Source organism: Arenimonas sp., from assembly GCF_022842045.1.
Taxonomy (GTDB): Bacteria; Pseudomonadota; Gammaproteobacteria; order Xanthomonadales; family Xanthomonadaceae; genus Arenimonas.
The window spans coordinates 1-14,277 of record NZ_JALHQI010000070.1 but is presented as its reverse complement, the minus strand read 5'-3'; the positions used below and the strand labels follow the sequence as shown (position 1 = coordinate 14,277).

Below are 14,277 nucleotides of genomic sequence, written 5' to 3'. Positions count from 1 at the left end.
CGCCGGCGACCCGCATGACCTGCGTCAAACCGGGCCGGCCGCCGCCGCGGCACACTGCAAGCCCCCCACTTCACGAGGAGACACGCCATGAACCGGGTCCAGGGCAAGGCCTGCATCGTCACGGGCGCCGCGCTCGGCATCGGCAAGGCCTGCGCCGAGCGGCTGGCGGAGGAAGGCGGCGCGGTCGCGCTGTTCGACCTGCACGACGCCGAGGGCGAGGCCGTGGCGGTCGCGCTGCGCGCCCAGGGCGCCCGCGCCCGCTACTGGCACGTCGACGTCAGCGACGAAGCCGCCGTGAAGCGCGCCATCGACGAGGCCGCGGCGGAATTTGGCGGCGTGCACGTGCTGGTGAACAACGCCGGCATCTCCGGCTCGACCAAACTCACCCACGAAATCACCGAAGCGGAGTGGGACCGGGTGCAGGCGGTCAACGTCAAGGGCGTGCTGTTCTGCTGCAAGCACGCGATCCCGCACATGAAGGCCGCCGGCGGCGGCAGCATCATCAACCTCTCGTCCATCTACGGCCTGGTCGGCGCGCCCGACATCCCGGCCTACCACGCGTCCAAGGGCGCGGTGCGCCTGATGAGCAAGACCGATGCGCTCTGCTACGCCGCCGACCGCATCCGCGTGAACTCGGTGCACCCGGGCTACATCTGGACGCCGATGGTGGAGGGCCACCTCAAGGCCAGCGGCGCCACCGACATCGCCGCCGCGCGCAAGGCGGTCGGCGAGCTGCATCCGCTCGGCCACATGGGCGACGTCGACGACATCGCCTGGGGCATCGTCTACCTCGCCTCGGACGAATCGAAGTTCGTCACCGGCGCCGAGCTGGCCATCGACGGCGGCTACACCGCCCGCTGACCCGCGGCACGGTTCCCTGGCGCAAGAATGAAGAAGGGCAGCCCGTGGGCTGCCCTTCTCGCTCGGTCAGGACCGCCGGATCAACGACCGCCCTTGTCTTTTCCCTTGCCTTGACCCTTGCCTTGGCCTTGGCCTTGGCCATTGCCGGGCGCAGCGGCGGCGCGCGGCTTGCCGCCGCCCTGGGCCTGCGCACGGCCGCCGTTGCCCTTCATCTTGCCGTGGCCCTGGCCGACGCGGCCCTTGAGCGCGTGGAAAGCCGGCGAGCCCGGCTTGATGCCCATGCGCTTGGCGATGGCGCCCCAGCCCTGGCCGTGGTCGCGCTCGTAGATGTCCAGGACCTCGAGGCAGGGGCGGCCCAACTGGTGCGCCAGCGCACAGGCGTAGTAGATGTCACCGGGCGCCCAGCGGCGATCGAGGTAGTAGTCGCGCACCAGCGTGCGCGGCGCGCCGAAGCTGACCACGACGTCGTCGATGAAGCCTTCGGTGTTGCCGCGGGCGAAGACGTTGATGTCGCCCAGCTGCGCGTCGACGAACGCATCGCCCGTGCGCGGGCTGAACCCGAACACGAAACTGTCGACGACCGCCTGGGCGCCGGCCGAGAACGCCAGCGACAGGGCGAGGACGGTTCCTGCGAGCGTCTTTTTCATGGGTTTGGCCTGGTGGAAAGGAAGTAAGGGGCGATTCTGCCCCGTCCGGCTGACTTCGGGGTAAAGACTCAGAGCCGCTGCAGGCGATAGGCCAGGCCGTCCGGCGCCGGCCGGCCTTCGGCCTCCAGCATTTCCAGCGCGCCGTCGGGCTGCACCCAGAACCAGCGTCCCGGACCATCGGGGTCCAGGCGGTAGACGTCGGCGGGTTCGCCGTTGATTTCGGTCACCTCCTCGCGCCAGGCGCCTTCCTGCACGAAGCGGTTCTCGCCGGGGCCGCCGAGGTAAGTCTCTTCGAGCAGGTAGCGCGCGCCGTCGGCATCGGTGCGCAGCTGCAGTCGGGTCTGGATGCCGTCGCAGTCGGCGCAGGGCAGCACGCCTAGCCAGGTGCGCTCGAAGGCCTCGGTCCCGGCGTCGGTGCCGGGCTCGCTGCCGGCCTCAGCGGCGGCCTCGCCCTGGCCCGGCGCGCCCGGCCTGTCCTCGTCGCCGCGACCGCAGCCGGACAGCACCAACAGCCCGACCAGGACCAGGGCGGCGGACATGCGGCGGCGGAAGGAAAGGGTCATCGCAGGCTCCGGTGGGGCCTCCATCCTAGCGGCTCGCGGCCCCGGGTCCAGCGGCCCGGGCCGCCCGCGGCCGATTGCGTGCAAGGCCAACCCCGTTTCCCGCACCCGGGCGTTGAAGTTCGTGCCAACCCCGCCCGGAGGTGTTCCATGATCCAGCGCAGCCTGCCCCAGCCCTCGCCCCTCGCCGCCGTGGATGCCAAGCGCATCGCCGGCAACACCCTGGCCTTCGCCATCCACGCCGTGGTGTTCGGCGTGCTGCTGGTGCCCAGCACCTGGACGCCGCCCGCCAAGCCGGCCCGGGTGGAGCGCATGACCGTGCTGCCGGAGTTCGTGCCGCCGCCCGAGATCGAAGTGATGCCGGCCCCGCCCGAGCAGCCGGTAATCGAAAGACCGCGCCCGACGACGGTGACCAACCCCATCCAGACCACGGTGCCCGTCGTCGACAGCCCGCCGGTCATGGACGAAGGCAACGAACAGGCCGTCGCCGTGGACCCGGGCCCGCCGGTCGAGGAAACCTTCGAGGTCGGCCCGCCCCAGCTCGCCACGCTGGCCTACGACGTCTATCCGCCGCCGCGCTACCCGCGCCAGGCGCTGCGCAACGGCGACACCGGCACCGTGGTCCTGCGGGTGCTGGTGGACGCGCAGGGCTGGCCGAAGGAAGTGGAGATCGAGACCAGCAGCGGCCACCGCGAGCTGGACCGCGCGGCGCGCACGCAGGTGCTGTCGAAGTGGCGCTTCCACCCCGCCACCCGCCAGGGCCGCCCGATCCCGGCCTATGCGCTGGTGCCGATCGGCTTCAACCTGCCCTGAGGAACCGGCCCCGTCCCGCCCTGAACGGCCCAATCACACCGGTTCGACGGTTCGCCTTCACAATGGGCGCACCCCGAACCGGTGACCGTCATGAACAAGCCCCTGCTCGCCTGCGCCCTGCTCCTCGCCGCCGCGCCCGCCCTCGCCCAGCCGGCCGAGGGCCAGCGCCAGCCGCCGCCGCGCTGGACCTTCGGCGTGCTGGCCGCCGACCGCGACGCGCCCTACGTCGGCCTGGACGAAGGCCTGCTGGTGGTGCCGCTGGTGCGCTTCGAGGGCGAGCGCGCCTACCTGCGCGGCCTGCGCGGCGGCTGGCGCCTGCGCGACACCGACACCCATGAACTGGCGGTGTTCGCCCAGGCGCGCACCGATGGCTACGACCCGAAGGACTCGGCCTTCCTGGCCGGCATGGCCGAGCGCAAGTTCTCGCTCGACCTCGGCATCGCCTCGGCCTGGACCATCAGGAAATTGGGCGTGGTCGAAGCCGCGCTGTCGGCGGATGCGCTCGACCGCAGCGGTGGCTACGAAGCGGCGCTGTCCTGGAACGGCCTGTTCCGCGCCGGCGGCTTCACCTTCATCCCGGGCGTTTCGGCGAAGTGGCAGTCCGACGACATGGTCGACTACTACTACGGCGTGCGCGCCGGCGAAGCCCTGCCCGGCCGGCCCGCCTACCGGGGCGAAGCCGCGGTGATCCCGGATGTTTCGCTGCTGGTGCAGCGCAAGCTGGGCCCGCGCTGGACCCTGTTCGCGCGCGCCAGCCACCCCTGGCTGCCGTCGGAAGTCACCGACAGCCCGATCGTCGGCGACGACAACCCGACCTCGGTGTTCATCGGCCTGGGCTGGTCACCCGAGTAAGCGCTCAGGCGTCGAGCACGACGCGGTTGCGGCCTTCGTTCTTGGCGCGGTAAAGCGCGGCGTCGGCGCGCGCCACCAGATGCCCAGGCTCCTCCTCGTATGTGGCCTGGGCCGCGCCGATGCTCACCGTCACCGGTTCGTGCGGCCACGGCGTGCGCTCCAGGTCGCGGCGGATGCGCTCGCCAACCTTCAGCGCCAGCGCGCCGCCGATGCCCGGCAGCAGCACTGCGAACTCCTCGCCACCGAAGCGCGCCGCCACGTCGCCCGGCCGCAGCGCATCCCGCAGCGCCACGCCGACCAGGCGCAGCACTTCGTCGCCGGCGGGATGGCCGTGGCTGTCGTTGTAGCGCTTGAAGTGGTCGATATCGATCATCAGCAGCGCGAAGTCGCTGTCGCCTTCGCGCCGCCTCAGCAGCATGCCCTCGATCGCCTGCTGGAAGGCGCGGCGGTTGCCGAGCCCGGTGAGCGCATCGGTGTGCGCGTCCTCGCGCAGGCCGCGCACGAGGCGACGCTCGCCTTCGATGCGGTCCAGCAGCGCGCCCGCGGACCAGACCAGCCAGGCGACGAGGCCGCCGGAGGCCACGGCCAGCAGGGTCAGCGTCGCCTGCGGCGTCAGCACCTGGTTCGACTGCAGCCATTGCGCCCCGAACGCCAGCACGCTGGGGATCAGCAGTGAAGGCAGCAGCGCGCGGCGCGTGAGCACGCCACCAAAACTGTCCGACGACAGCACGCGCATCATCCCTTCCTCGGGCCGTGCCGCCAGCCAGCCCAAGGCGAGCACCAGCAGCACCACGGCGGTGTGGATGGCCACCGGAAAGAACGGCGTGACGGCGGCGCGCGACGCCATCTGGTAGCCGTAGGTGGACATGGCGTAGAGCGCGACCAGCACGACGCCGAGCGCGCAGGCTTGCGACAGCCAAAGCCGCTTCGGTGCACACGCGGCCAGGCCCGCCACGCCAAGCAGCGCGAAGGCCAGCGTGGTCAACTCGGACATCCGGCCCGGGATGCGGCCACGCTCGGCTGCCTGTTGGTCGTCGTGGAAAAGCGTGTCGATGCCCAGGTCGATGCCCCAGATGAACTGCGCCATCGACGCCAGCCCCAAGGCCAGCACGAACAGCGACAGCAGGCCCGAGGCCGGCCCGCCGCGCGTGCGCGGCCACTGGCAGGCCAGCAGCGCGAGCCCGCAAGTGCCCAGGCCGATGGCGGTGTTGATCTTCATCGTGTTCTGGCCGGGCACCACCGACTTCACGGCCTCGCTGCCCAGCCACCAGCCGAACAGGATCATCACCGCGACGGCCACCGAGAACAGTGCCGCGCCAACGGCCACCCGCCGGAAGCCGTTCACCAGCTTCGGGTTCGACATCCGCCTCGCCGACTGCTCCACGACTGCTCCACGACTGCCCCCGGATAGTCCCGCCGCCAGCCTAGCCCAGCGGCGCGACCGCGCCTAGCGGGTCAGAGCACGCCGGGCGGGGTATCGAGCGCGCAGCGATCGAGCGCGGCAAGCAGGGCCGCGTCGTGCTCGATGGTTGGCAGTTCATGCACGAAGAACCAGCGGCAGGCCGCCCGTTTGCCCGCGTAGAAGTCGCGGTCGGCCTGCGATGCCGGCGTCGCCGCGTTGGCCACCCGCGCCTGCCGCAACCAGGTCCAGGCGATCGCGACGTGGCCGACCAGGCGCAGGTAGCGCGAGGCGTTGGCCAGCGCCAGCCGCACGTCGCCGCGCGCCAAGGCCTCGCCCAGCACGCCGGTGGTGCGGGCGACCAGGCTGGCGGCGCGGGCCAGGGCCAGCGCGTGTTCGGCCAGCGCCGGCACGGTGCCGGCCTCGGCGACGGTGGCGGCGATTTCGCGCAGCAGCGCCTTCAGCGCGGCACCGCCGTCCATCATCGCCTTGCGGCCGAGCAGGTCGAGCGCCTGGATGCCGTTGGCGCCCTCGTGGATGGGGTTGAGCCGGTTGTCGCGCCAGCACTGCTCCACCGGGTATTCGCGGGTGTAGCCGTAGCCGCCCAGCACCTGGATCGCGAGGTCATTGGCTTCCAGGCAGGCATCGGCCGACCACGCCTTCACCACCGGCGTCAGCAGCTCCAGCAGGCGATGCGCGTCGGCGCGTCGCGCTTCGTCAGGGTCGTGGCCATGCACGTCGACCAGGGTGGCGGCGTGCATGGCCAGGCCCAAAGCGCCTTCGACCCGCGACTTTTGCTGCAGCAGCATCCGGCGCACGTCGGCATGCTCAATGATCGCGACCGGCGGCGAGGCCGGGTCCTTCTGTTCGGGGTGCCGGCCCTGCTTGCGCTCGCGCGCGTACTGCAGCGAGTAGCGGTAGCCGGCGCTGCCGAGCATGATCGCGCCGACGCCGACGCCGATGCGCGCCTCGTTCATCATGTGGAACATCTGCGCCAGGCCCTGGTTCGGCGCGCCGACCAGTTCACCGAAGCATTCGCCGCGTTCGCCGAACTTCAGGAAGGTGTTGACGATGCCGCGCTGGCCCAGCTTGTGGTTCACGCCGGCCAGCTGCACGTCGTTGCGCGCGCCCCGCGTGCCGTCGTCGTTGACGCGGTACTTCGGCACGATGAACAGGCTGATGCCCTTCACCCCCTGCGGCGCGTCCGGCAGGCGCGCCAGCACGAGGTGGATGATGTTTTCGGACAGGTCGTGCTCGCCGCCGCTGATCCACATCTTGGCGCCACTGAGGCGATAGTGGCCGTCGCCCGCCGGCTCGGCGCGGGTGCGGATGTCGCCGAGCGACGAACCGGCCTGCGGCTCGCTCAGGCACATCGTGCCCAGGAAGCGGCCCTGCAGGATCGGCGTGCGGTAGCGCGCGCACTGCGCCGGCGTCGCGTGCGCCTGCAGCAGGTTGGCGACGCCGCGCGCCAACAGGGCGTAGCCCGCGGTGGCGACGTTGGCGGCGGCGAACATCGCGTCGCAGGCCAGCGCCACCGTGTAGGGCAACTGCATGCCGCCCTCCTCGGCGTCCGCCAGCAATGCGCTGAAGCCGGCGTCGGCGTAGGCGTCGAGCGCCTCCTTCACGGCCGGCACGATCTCGACGCGGCCGTCGACGAAGTGCGGCTCGGTGACATCGGACGCGCGGTTGTGGTTGGCGAACTTCCCCATCGCCAGCCCGGCCGCGGCGTCCAGCGTGGCATCGAAGGTTTCGCGCGTATGCCCGGCGAAGCGCGGATGGCGGCACAGCGCGGCGACGCCTTCGACCTCGTGCAGCAGGAAGTCGAGGTCGCGGCGATCGAACGGGACCTGCGCGCTCATGCCATCACCGCCTTGGCCTGGAGCCCGGCCACCGCCCGCGGGATGCCCGCCGGCGCGTCCACGCTGGCGATGCGCGCGCGATGCGCAGGTTCGAGGCCGTTTTCGAGCTCGTGCGCCCAGGTCACCTCGTAGGGCATGTGCACGCCCCAGCCGCCCAGCCGCACCACCGGCTCGATGTCCGAGCGCAGCGAATTGCCGACCATCGCGAAGCCCGCGGGCGCGACGCCGAACTCCGCCAGCACGCGGGAATAGGCCCTTGCGTCCTTCTCGGACACGATCTCGATCCGCCGGAACAGATCGGCCAGCCCCGAGGCCGCGACCTTGGCCTCCTGGTGGAACAGGTCGCCCTTGGTCACCAGCACCACCGGCAACTCGCGCGCCACCGCCTCCACCGCCTCGCGGATGCCGGGCAGCAGCTCCACCGGGTGCGTCATCACTTCCTTGCCGATGCCCACGATGCGGTGCAGGTCGGCGGCACCGATGCGGCCACCGGTGACCTCGAACGCGGCCTCGAGCATGGACAGCGTCATGCCCTTGGCGCCGTAGCCGAACAGCTTGAGGTTGGCGCGCTCGGTGGCCAGCAGCCGGTCGTGCAGCCCGGCGTCGGCGAGGTCGACGTAGCGCCCGACGATGGCCTCGAAGGCCTCGTTGGCGGCGCGGTAGTAGAACTCGCTGTGCCAGAGGGTGTCGTCACCATCGAAGCCGACCAACTGGATCATCGCGCTGCGCTCGTTGCCCCGGGGACGCACAGTCTAGCCGCCGGCAGCGGCCGCCGTGATGCGGCATGATGGAAAGCACCTTCCCGAGGAGCCCGCCATGAAACCCGTCGCGATCGCCCTGGCCCTGCTGGTGCTTGCCACCGGCGCCGTCCACACCGCGCAGGCCGAGGACTGGCGGGACCGGCTCAAGCGCAGCCTCAACCGCGGCGGCCCCGTCACCGAGCAGGAAGCCGCCGGCGGCATCCGCGAGGCCATGGCCCAGGGCGTGCAGCGCGCGGTGCTGCAGCTCGGGCGACAGGACGGCTTCTACGGCGACGAAGGCCTGCGCATCCGCGCCCCCGGCCAGCTGCGCAAGCTCACCGACACCGCGCGCCAGCTTGGCGCCGGCAAGAAGGTGGACGAGTTCGAGCTGGCCATGAACCGCGCCGCCGAGAAGGCGGTGCCGCTGGCCGCCGACGTCTTCGCCGATGCGGTGCGCCAGATGACCGTGCGCGATGCGCTCGACATCGTCCGCGGCGAGCCGGACGCCGGCACCCGCTTCTTCCGGCGCGTGACCGAAGACCGGCTGCGTGCCGAGTTCCTGCCGATCGTGAGCAATGCCACCGCCCAGGCCGGCGTCACCCAGCGCTACAAGGCGCTGGTGGGCCGCAACAGCGGGCTGCTCGCCGCGCTGGGCGGCAGCGAGGCGGTGGACCTGGACCGCTACGTCACCGACGAAGCGCTGGACGGGCTTTTCGCGGTGGTGGCCGAGCAGGAGCGCGAGATCCGCGAGGACCCCGCGCAGCGCTCGACCGCGCTGCTCAAGAAGGTGTTCGGCAGCCGCTGAGCGCGGCTCAGCGCTCGGGTTCGGGCTGGAACTCGCTGCCGCCGATGATCACCTGGCCGGACAACAGGCTGTAGCGGGCGTCATGGCGGCGGCCGAAGACCGCCTGCGTGGCTTCCTCGAGCGTGGCGCCGGCATCGGCCCCGAACCAGTAGCGGCCGCAGTCGTCGCCCATCGCCACCGAGCGCTCCAGCCGCGACGGGCCCAGCCCCTGGCCGGTGATGCGCTGCGGCTGGTCGCCGCTGGCGAAGATCGCGGTGACCTTCGTTTCCGGCGACACCCGCACCGCCCAGGCACTGGCGTCGGGCGCGGTGAGCAGCAGGGCGATGTCGCCCGGCACCAGCACTTCGACCCGGCGGATGGTTTCGCGGCCGGGCTCGGCCCGGTCGCCGGGCTGGCCGCCGTCCACCACGAACAGCTTGCCCGGCACCGGCAGCGCCACGCCCGGCAGGCGGCAGCGGCTCCAGTCGGTACCGGCGGGCTCGGCCGGCGTCACCACGATGTTCTCGTCGGCCGCAGGCGCCGGCGCCTCGTCGCTGCAGGCCGCCAGGCCGAGCAGCAGGGCGAGTCCGGGGGAGGCGCGAAGCACACGGGTCATGATGGGGATCCTGGGGGCGATGGCCGAAGCATAGCGGCCTCGCGCCGCGCTGCCACCTTTCAGGGATGCTCGGCCTCGGCGTGCACGCGCTCGCGTCGGATCAGGTAAATGCCGCTGGCGACGATGATGCCCGCGCCCGCGAAGGTCCAGCCGTCGGGCAGCGCCTGCCAGATCAGCCAGTCCAGGCCCAGCCCCCAGGCCAGCGCGCTGTATTCGAACGGCGCCACCACCGAGGCCTCGCCGCTGCGGAAGGCCTCCGTGATCGCGACCTGGCCCAGGAACCCGCTCAGCCCGACGCCGGCGATCACCCAGGCATCGGTGGCCTGCAGCGGCTGCCAGTCGGGCCAGGCCAACGCGGCGGCGCCGGTTCCCGTCATCAGCAGCATCCAGAACACCATGCTTTGGCCGCTGTCGGTGCGATGCAGGACGCGCACGAGGATCGACGACAGCGAGTAGGCGCTGGCCGACACCAGCACCGCCAGGCCCGCCAGCGTCACCACGCCCTCGCCGGTCGGGCGCAGCACCACCAGCACGCCGAGCAGGCCGACGAAGATCGCGGTCCAGCGCCGCGGCCCGACCTTTTCCCCCAGCAGCGGCACCGACAGCGCGGTGATCATCAGCGGCGCGACGAAGAACAGCGTGTAGGCGCCCGTCAGCGGCATGCGCTTGAGCGCGTAGGCGAACGCCGCCAGCATCACGATCGACAGCGCCCCGCGCAGCAGGTGCAGCGGCCATCGGATGCGCAGCAGGGCCAGGGCGCCGCCGGTGGCGATCACCCACGCCATCACCAGCGGCAGCGAGGACAGGCCGCGGATCGCCGCCACCTGCATCGGCGGGTAGTGCGCCGAGAGGTGCTTGAGGCCGCCGTCCATCAGCGAGAACAGGCCGACGGCCAGCAGCATCGCGAGGATGCCGCGCAGGTTGGTCTTGGTTTCCATGCCGGTATTGTGCGGCATGGCGGACGCGGATCAGGTGCCGGTGGCGTCCTTCACCGGGCCGTCGGGGTCGCGGCAGGTCCGGATGACCCAGCTGCGTATGCGCTCGCGCTGGGTCTGGGTCAGCTCCAGCCACGGCATGCCCTGGGTGGCGTCCTGGAACTCGTGGGCCAGGGTGCATTCGCTCTTGGTGGGCGGGCGCTCGGCCGGCGCGGCGGTGGCCTGGCGGCGCGCCTGCTCCTCGCGCTCGAGCCGTTCGGCCAGGCGCTCGAGGTTGGCCAGGCGGGCGGCCTCGGCGGCGCGCGCGGTCTCGGCCTCGGCGGCGGCGGCCTGTGCCGCCTGCTGCTCCGGCGTGGGTTCGGGGTCCGGCGCGGTGTCGCGCTTCCAGACCTGGGTCATGCCCTTCGGGCAGGGCTCGGACTGGATGCTGACCGCGCCCTTCTCGCCCTCGCACTTGTAAAGCGACTCCGCCTGCGCCGCCGGCGCCAGCAGCAGCGCGAGCAGGACGAATCGTGGATAGGGCATGGCGGGCTCCCGGGCGAGTTCACGCACAGGGTAACGCGACACGGCCCGATGCGAGGATGAACGGGGGCGCGGCCTCGGCCGGCGCCCCCGCGGCGGGCCTCAGGGCGCCGGGGGCGGCGTGGCCGCGCCGTTCCGCAGGTGCTTGTCGAGGAAGGCCAGGATGCGGCCATAGCCCTCGATCTGGTTCTTCTTCTTGCTGAAGCCGTGGCCCTCGTCATCGAAGACGACGTATTCGACCGGCACGCCGTTCATCTCGACCGCGGCGACGATGTCGTCGGACTCGGGCTTGATCACGCGCGGGTCGTTGGCGCCCTGCAGCACCATCAGCGGCACGTTGATCTTGTCGGCGTGGAACAGCGGCGAGGTCTCGATCAGGAACTCGCGCTGGGTCTCGGGGTTGCCCACTTCCTGGTAAAGCGCCTCGCGGAAGGACTCCCAGTACGGCGGGATCGACTCCAGCGTGCGGATCCAGTTCGAGACGCCGAAGATGTTGACGCCGACCTTGAACTCGCCCGGCTGGAAGGCCAGCGCCGAGAGCACCATGTAGCCGCCGTAGCTGCCGCCGATGATGCCGATCTTGTCGTCATCGACGTAGTCGAGCGACTGCAGGTACTTCTTGGCCTCGACCGTGTCCCACAGGGGTTCGCGCCCGTGCTTGCCGTCGTCGGCGGCGAAGAAGGTCTTGCCGTAGCCCGAGCTGCCGCGGTTGTTGATGCCCAGCACCACGTAGCCGTGGTTGGCCAGGTACTGGATGACCGCCGAGTGCGCGCGCGTGGTCTGGCCGCCCGGGCCGCCGTGCACCCACACCAGCGCCGGCGCCGGGGCGTCCGCGGTGGCCTGGTGCGGCTTCCACAGGATGTTGGGGATTTCCATGCCGTCGAAGCTCTTGAAGCGCACGACGCTCGAATCCACCAGGTCGGCCGGGTCGATGGCCGGGTTCAGCGAAGTGGTGAGCTGCTTCGGCTCGCCGCCGAACTCGAGCACGTAGAGGTCGTTGGGCTGGCGGTCGCCGTTGAGGTAGAAGGCCATCTTCGTCTCGGAGTCGGCGATGCGCAGGCCGCGGATCTCGCCGGCCGGCAGCGCCGGCAGCGGCTGCTCGGCGCCGGTGGCGGCGTCGTGCAGCTTCACGCGCGTGCTGCCGTCGACGTTGGTGGCCACGGCCAGGTACTTGCCGTTCTTCGAGAAATAGGCCGCCACGATGTCCCAGTCGGCCGACTGCACCGGCTCGTGCGCCCAGGTCGCGAGGTTCACCCGCCGCAGCTGAGCGAATTCGCCCTGATCGTTGGCGGTGTAGTACAGCCACTGGCCGTCGGGGCTGAAATCCTGGGCGTTGAACGCCGCCTGGCCTTCGTGCTCCGACACCAGGGTGGACTGGCCGGTGGCCAGTTCAACCACGTGCAGGTCGCTGTCGTTGGTGGTGTTGGACTGCGACAGGGCCAGCCACTTCCCGTCGCCGGAAACGATGGCCGGCTCGAGGCCGGTGGTGTTCTCGTAGACGCGGGTGCGCTCGTAGCTGGCGCTGTCGTAGCGGTAGACGTCGAAGAAGCGCGGGTCGCGCTCGTTGCTGATGACGTGGAAGGCGCTGCCGTCGGCGGTAAAGCCCAGGAAGTCCGCCTTCAGGTTCTCGCCCGGGGTCAGGTCGCGCTCGCTGCCGTCGGCCTCGATCACGTAAAGGTGGTTGAGTTCGTTGCCGCCCTGGTCGCGGGTGACCAGCACGCGGTCGTCGGCCGGGAAATAGGACACGGCGTAGCTGTTGTCGGTGTCGGAGCTCGTCACGTCGGTCCACTCGCCGCCGGCCACCGGCATCGAGTAGGCGTTCCAGACGCCGCGGCGGTTGGACGAGAACAGGATGCGGGATTCATCGGCGTTGAAGGACGCACCGGCAACGCCGGTGGAGGCCACGAACTCCTCGATCGCGTATTGCTTCGACGGGCGGGCGATGGCCTCGGCCGCGGCGGCAGGCGCGGCGGCCTCGCCTTCGGCCGGGGCGGTGGCCGGCTGGCAGGCCCCCAGCGACACGGCCAGGGCGATGGCAAGCGGAAGCGCGGTACGGCGGGCGAGCGACATGGCGGGACTCCTGGGGACGGTGGGCCGACTCTACGCCCGCCGCCGCCGGGTTCCCAATCAGCCGAAGGTCATGCCCGGCCCGGCCTCCGGAACAGCGGCGCCGGTCGGGCGGCACGACGGGCCGCCGCGCGGGCGAGGATGTCCTGGCGTTCGCCGGCATCGGCCGCGCCCCAGCGCAGGATCTCGTCGACGTGCCGCCCGCAGCCGATGCACACGTCGGCGTCGTCCAGGCAGCAGTTCCGGACGCAGGGCGACTCGGGCAGGGGTGGGGTCGTGTCCACGGTGCCAGCTTACGCCCACCGCCTGGCGACGCGGCGCTTCCGCCATCGCGGCTCGCACGGGATGGCGCCGTCGGCACCGCGAAGTGGAAGGACACTTTCTGCTCGGTGGAGCCTTTATCTCCCAGAAAGTGTCCTTCCACTTCACGGCACCGCCGGTGCACCGGCTTGGGTGCTCAACGGAAGGCCCGTGGCCACGCGCTCCGATGCTTGCGCGTGTGCGATCCGGACCAAGGCGGACCATCTTTCCTGCTGACCCGGTGGGTGAAGACGCGCGAGGCGCTTGCCACGAGCACGTCAGCGCCTGCGTGTCCCTTCGGACACTGGATGTGGGGTCGGCGCGAGCCCGGAAGGTGGCCAGCGTGCGAGACCTATCCGCCCGGCGGCGGGTGTGGGGTCCTGGCAGTTCTTGACGGTCCCGGCTTCTCCGTCCGCTCCGTCGCCACGGCGCGGGCACTCGAAGGTGTTTTGGAAGAGCCACGGGCTCAAGGAGCAGCTCGCGCAATCGATCGCCGGGGCGCCCATCGGAAAAGCACGGACCCAGGCGTCACGCCTTGCACCTCCACCCGCCGCCGGGCGGACAGGTCTCGCAATCTGGCCACCTTCCACGCTGGCTCGGGCCTCTCATCTCGCGTCCGAAGGGACGCGCGCGATAGGCCGTCAGTAGCTACTTGCGTCGCGCGAGTTAGCCAAACGAGGTCAGCGAGAAAAATGGTCCGCCTTGGTCCGGATCGCACACGCGCAAGCATCGAAGCGCGCGGCCGCGGGCCTTCCGTTGGGCGCCCAAGCCGACACGCACCGGCGGTGCCGCGAAGTGCGAAGGCACTTTCTGGGAGATAAAGGCTCCACCGAGCAGAAAGTGCCTTCGCACTTCGCGGTAGCGCCGGCGCCGTAACTCCACCTCAGTAGTAGTCGTGGGAGGAAACCTGCAGCGCACCCATCAGGTGCGAGAAATCGTGCAGGCGGCCGGCGATGAGGTGGCTGACGCCGTCCACTTTTTCCCAGCGGCCGTCCACGGCCAGCAGGCGCGCGTTGGCGAGTTCGCGGCGCTGGCGTTCGCCCAGGTCCTGCCAGATGACCACGCTGACGCTGCCGTCCTCGTCCTCGAGCGTGACGAAGGTGACGCCCTTGGCCGTGCCCGGCCGCTGGCGCAGCGTCACCAGGCCCGCGTGCCGGATGTGCGCGCCGTGCGGCAGCGTGGCCAGCTCGCGCGAGGGCCGGCAGCGCTGCGCGCGCAGTTGCTTCCTCAGCAGCCGCAGCGGGTGCGGGCCCAGCGTGGTGCCGGTGCTGGCGTCGGCGGCCAGCACGCGCTCGCCGGGCGTGGGCGGCGGCAGGGCGACG

Annotated in this window: 15 protein-coding genes; 4 read left to right on the top strand and 11 right to left on the bottom strand. The window is 71.3% G+C overall.

Features of this window, described 5'->3' with window-relative positions; translation table 11 throughout:
• Positions 1–87 precede the first annotated feature (87 nt).
• Positions 88–861 carry a glucose 1-dehydrogenase gene (locus tag Q0C12_RS12665; RefSeq protein WP_290890709.1) on the top strand — a complete coding sequence of 258 codons (774 nt, stop codon included), beginning with the start codon at positions 88–90 and terminating at the stop codon, positions 859–861.
• Positions 862–941: 80 nt separating this feature from the next.
• On the opposite strand, the gene Q0C12_RS12660 is transcribed toward Q0C12_RS12665, so the two are convergent.
• Both Q0C12_RS12660 and Q0C12_RS12655 read right to left on the bottom strand, forming a co-directional pair.
• On the bottom strand, positions 942–1,508 hold the full coding sequence (locus Q0C12_RS12660; RefSeq protein WP_290890707.1) for a hypothetical protein: 567 nt from the start codon (positions 1,506–1,508) through the stop codon (positions 942–944).
• A 68-nt stretch (positions 1,509–1,576) separates the two neighbouring features.
• Positions 1,577–2,071: a copper resistance protein NlpE N-terminal domain-containing protein gene (locus Q0C12_RS12655; protein ID WP_290890705.1), complete on the bottom strand. Its 495-nt coding sequence runs from the start codon at positions 2,069–2,071 to the stop codon at positions 1,577–1,579.
• A gap of 147 nt (positions 2,072–2,218) precedes the next feature.
• Here Q0C12_RS12655 and Q0C12_RS12650 point away from each other — a divergent pair, with 147 nt between their 5' ends.
• Together Q0C12_RS12650 and Q0C12_RS12645 are read left to right on the top strand one after the other, a co-directional pair.
• Positions 2,219–2,881, top strand: a complete 663-nt coding sequence (locus Q0C12_RS12650; RefSeq protein WP_290890703.1) for an energy transducer TonB — start codon at positions 2,219–2,221, stop codon at positions 2,879–2,881.
• A gap of 90 nt (positions 2,882–2,971) precedes the next feature.
• Positions 2,972–3,733, top strand: a complete 762-nt coding sequence (locus tag Q0C12_RS12645) for a MipA/OmpV family protein (RefSeq protein ID WP_290890701.1) — start codon at positions 2,972–2,974, stop codon at positions 3,731–3,733.
• Between the two features lie 4 nt (positions 3,734–3,737).
• On the opposite strand, the gene Q0C12_RS12640 is transcribed toward Q0C12_RS12645, so the two are convergent.
• The 3 genes from Q0C12_RS12640 to Q0C12_RS12630 all read right to left on the bottom strand — a co-directional run bounded on the left by Q0C12_RS12640 (position 3,738) and on the right by Q0C12_RS12630 (position 7,710).
• Positions 3,738–5,096 carry a GGDEF domain-containing protein gene (locus Q0C12_RS12640; protein WP_290890699.1) on the bottom strand — a complete coding sequence of 453 codons (1,359 nt, stop codon included), beginning with the start codon at positions 5,094–5,096 and terminating at the stop codon, positions 3,738–3,740.
• Between the two features lie 92 nt (positions 5,097–5,188).
• Complete coding sequence (locus Q0C12_RS12635) at positions 5,189–6,991, bottom strand: acyl-CoA dehydrogenase (RefSeq protein WP_290890697.1); 1,803 nt, start codon at positions 6,989–6,991, stop codon at positions 5,189–5,191.
• Positions 6,988–7,710 (bottom strand): HAD family hydrolase, encoded by a 723-nt coding sequence (locus tag Q0C12_RS12630; protein WP_290890695.1) that lies wholly within the window; start codon positions 7,708–7,710, stop codon positions 6,988–6,990. The genes Q0C12_RS12635 and Q0C12_RS12630 overlap by 4 nt, the downstream gene beginning before the upstream one ends.
• A 97-nt stretch (positions 7,711–7,807) precedes the next feature.
• Here Q0C12_RS12630 and Q0C12_RS12625 point away from each other — a divergent pair, with 97 nt between their 5' ends.
• On the top strand, positions 7,808–8,536 hold the full coding sequence (locus Q0C12_RS12625) for a DUF4197 domain-containing protein (protein WP_290890693.1): 729 nt from the start codon (positions 7,808–7,810) through the stop codon (positions 8,534–8,536).
• Between the two features lie 7 nt (positions 8,537–8,543).
• On the opposite strand, the gene Q0C12_RS12620 is transcribed toward Q0C12_RS12625, so the two are convergent.
• The 6 genes from Q0C12_RS12620 to Q0C12_RS12595 all read right to left on the bottom strand — a co-directional run.
• On the bottom strand, positions 8,544–9,131 hold the full coding sequence (locus Q0C12_RS12620) for a hypothetical protein (RefSeq protein WP_290890691.1): 588 nt from the start codon (positions 9,129–9,131) through the stop codon (positions 8,544–8,546).
• A gap of 59 nt (positions 9,132–9,190) precedes the next feature.
• Entirely contained in the window at positions 9,191–10,069 is an 879-nt protein-coding gene (locus Q0C12_RS12615; RefSeq protein ID WP_290890690.1) for a DMT family transporter, read from the bottom strand.
• 30 nt (positions 10,070–10,099) lie between these two features.
• The gene (locus tag Q0C12_RS12610) at positions 10,100–10,591 is read right to left on the bottom strand and encodes a DUF4124 domain-containing protein (RefSeq protein ID WP_290890688.1); all 492 of its coding nucleotides are present in this window, start codon (positions 10,589–10,591) and stop codon (positions 10,100–10,102) included.
• Positions 10,592–10,690: 99 nt separating this feature from the next.
• Positions 10,691–12,658, bottom strand: coding sequence for an alpha/beta fold hydrolase (locus Q0C12_RS12605; protein ID WP_290890686.1), 1,968 nt, complete (start codon positions 12,656–12,658; stop codon positions 10,691–10,693).
• 68 nt (positions 12,659–12,726) lie between these two features.
• Positions 12,727–12,939 carry a DUF1289 domain-containing protein gene (locus Q0C12_RS12600; RefSeq protein ID WP_290890684.1) on the bottom strand — a complete coding sequence of 71 codons (213 nt, stop codon included), beginning with the start codon at positions 12,937–12,939 and terminating at the stop codon, positions 12,727–12,729.
• 899 nt (positions 12,940–13,838) lie between these two features.
• On the bottom strand, positions 13,839–14,277 hold a 439-nt coding region (locus tag Q0C12_RS12595), incomplete at its 5' end, for an OB-fold nucleic acid binding domain-containing protein (RefSeq protein ID WP_343212461.1).

What these genes read in the sequence shown, in the direction of transcription:
- Q0C12_RS12615 (WP_290890690.1), bottom strand. Translation starts at nt 10,069, where the DNA reads ATGGAAACCAAGACCAACCTGCGCGGCATCCTCGCGATGCTGCTGGCC.
- Q0C12_RS12655 (WP_290890705.1), bottom strand. Translation starts at nt 2,071, where the DNA reads ATGACCCTTTCCTTCCGCCGCCGCATGTCCGCCGCCCTGGTCCTGGTC.
- Q0C12_RS12640 (WP_290890699.1), bottom strand. Translation starts at nt 5,096, where the DNA reads ATGTCGAACCCGAAGCTGGTGAACGGCTTCCGGCGGGTGGCCGTTGGC.
- Q0C12_RS12630 (WP_290890695.1), bottom strand. Translation starts at nt 7,710, where the DNA reads ATGATCCAGTTGGTCGGCTTCGATGGTGACGACACCCTCTGGCACAGC.
- Q0C12_RS12650 (WP_290890703.1), top strand. Translation starts at nt 2,219, where the DNA reads ATGATCCAGCGCAGCCTGCCCCAGCCCTCGCCCCTCGCCGCCGTGGAT.
- Q0C12_RS12625 (WP_290890693.1), top strand. Translation starts at nt 7,808, where the DNA reads ATGAAACCCGTCGCGATCGCCCTGGCCCTGCTGGTGCTTGCCACCGGC.
- Q0C12_RS12610 (WP_290890688.1), bottom strand. Translation starts at nt 10,591, where the DNA reads ATGCCCTATCCACGATTCGTCCTGCTCGCGCTGCTGCTGGCGCCGGCG.
- Q0C12_RS12660 (WP_290890707.1), bottom strand. Translation starts at nt 1,508, where the DNA reads ATGAAAAAGACGCTCGCAGGAACCGTCCTCGCCCTGTCGCTGGCGTTC.
- Q0C12_RS12645 (WP_290890701.1), top strand. Translation starts at nt 2,972, where the DNA reads ATGAACAAGCCCCTGCTCGCCTGCGCCCTGCTCCTCGCCGCCGCGCCC.
- Q0C12_RS12605 (WP_290890686.1), bottom strand. Translation starts at nt 12,658, where the DNA reads ATGTCGCTCGCCCGCCGTACCGCGCTTCCGCTTGCCATCGCCCTGGCC.
- Q0C12_RS12620 (WP_290890691.1), bottom strand. Translation starts at nt 9,131, where the DNA reads ATGACCCGTGTGCTTCGCGCCTCCCCCGGACTCGCCCTGCTGCTCGGC.
- Q0C12_RS12635 (WP_290890697.1), bottom strand. Translation starts at nt 6,991, where the DNA reads ATGAGCGCGCAGGTCCCGTTCGATCGCCGCGACCTCGACTTCCTGCTG.
- Q0C12_RS12665 (WP_290890709.1), top strand. Translation starts at nt 88, where the DNA reads ATGAACCGGGTCCAGGGCAAGGCCTGCATCGTCACGGGCGCCGCGCTC.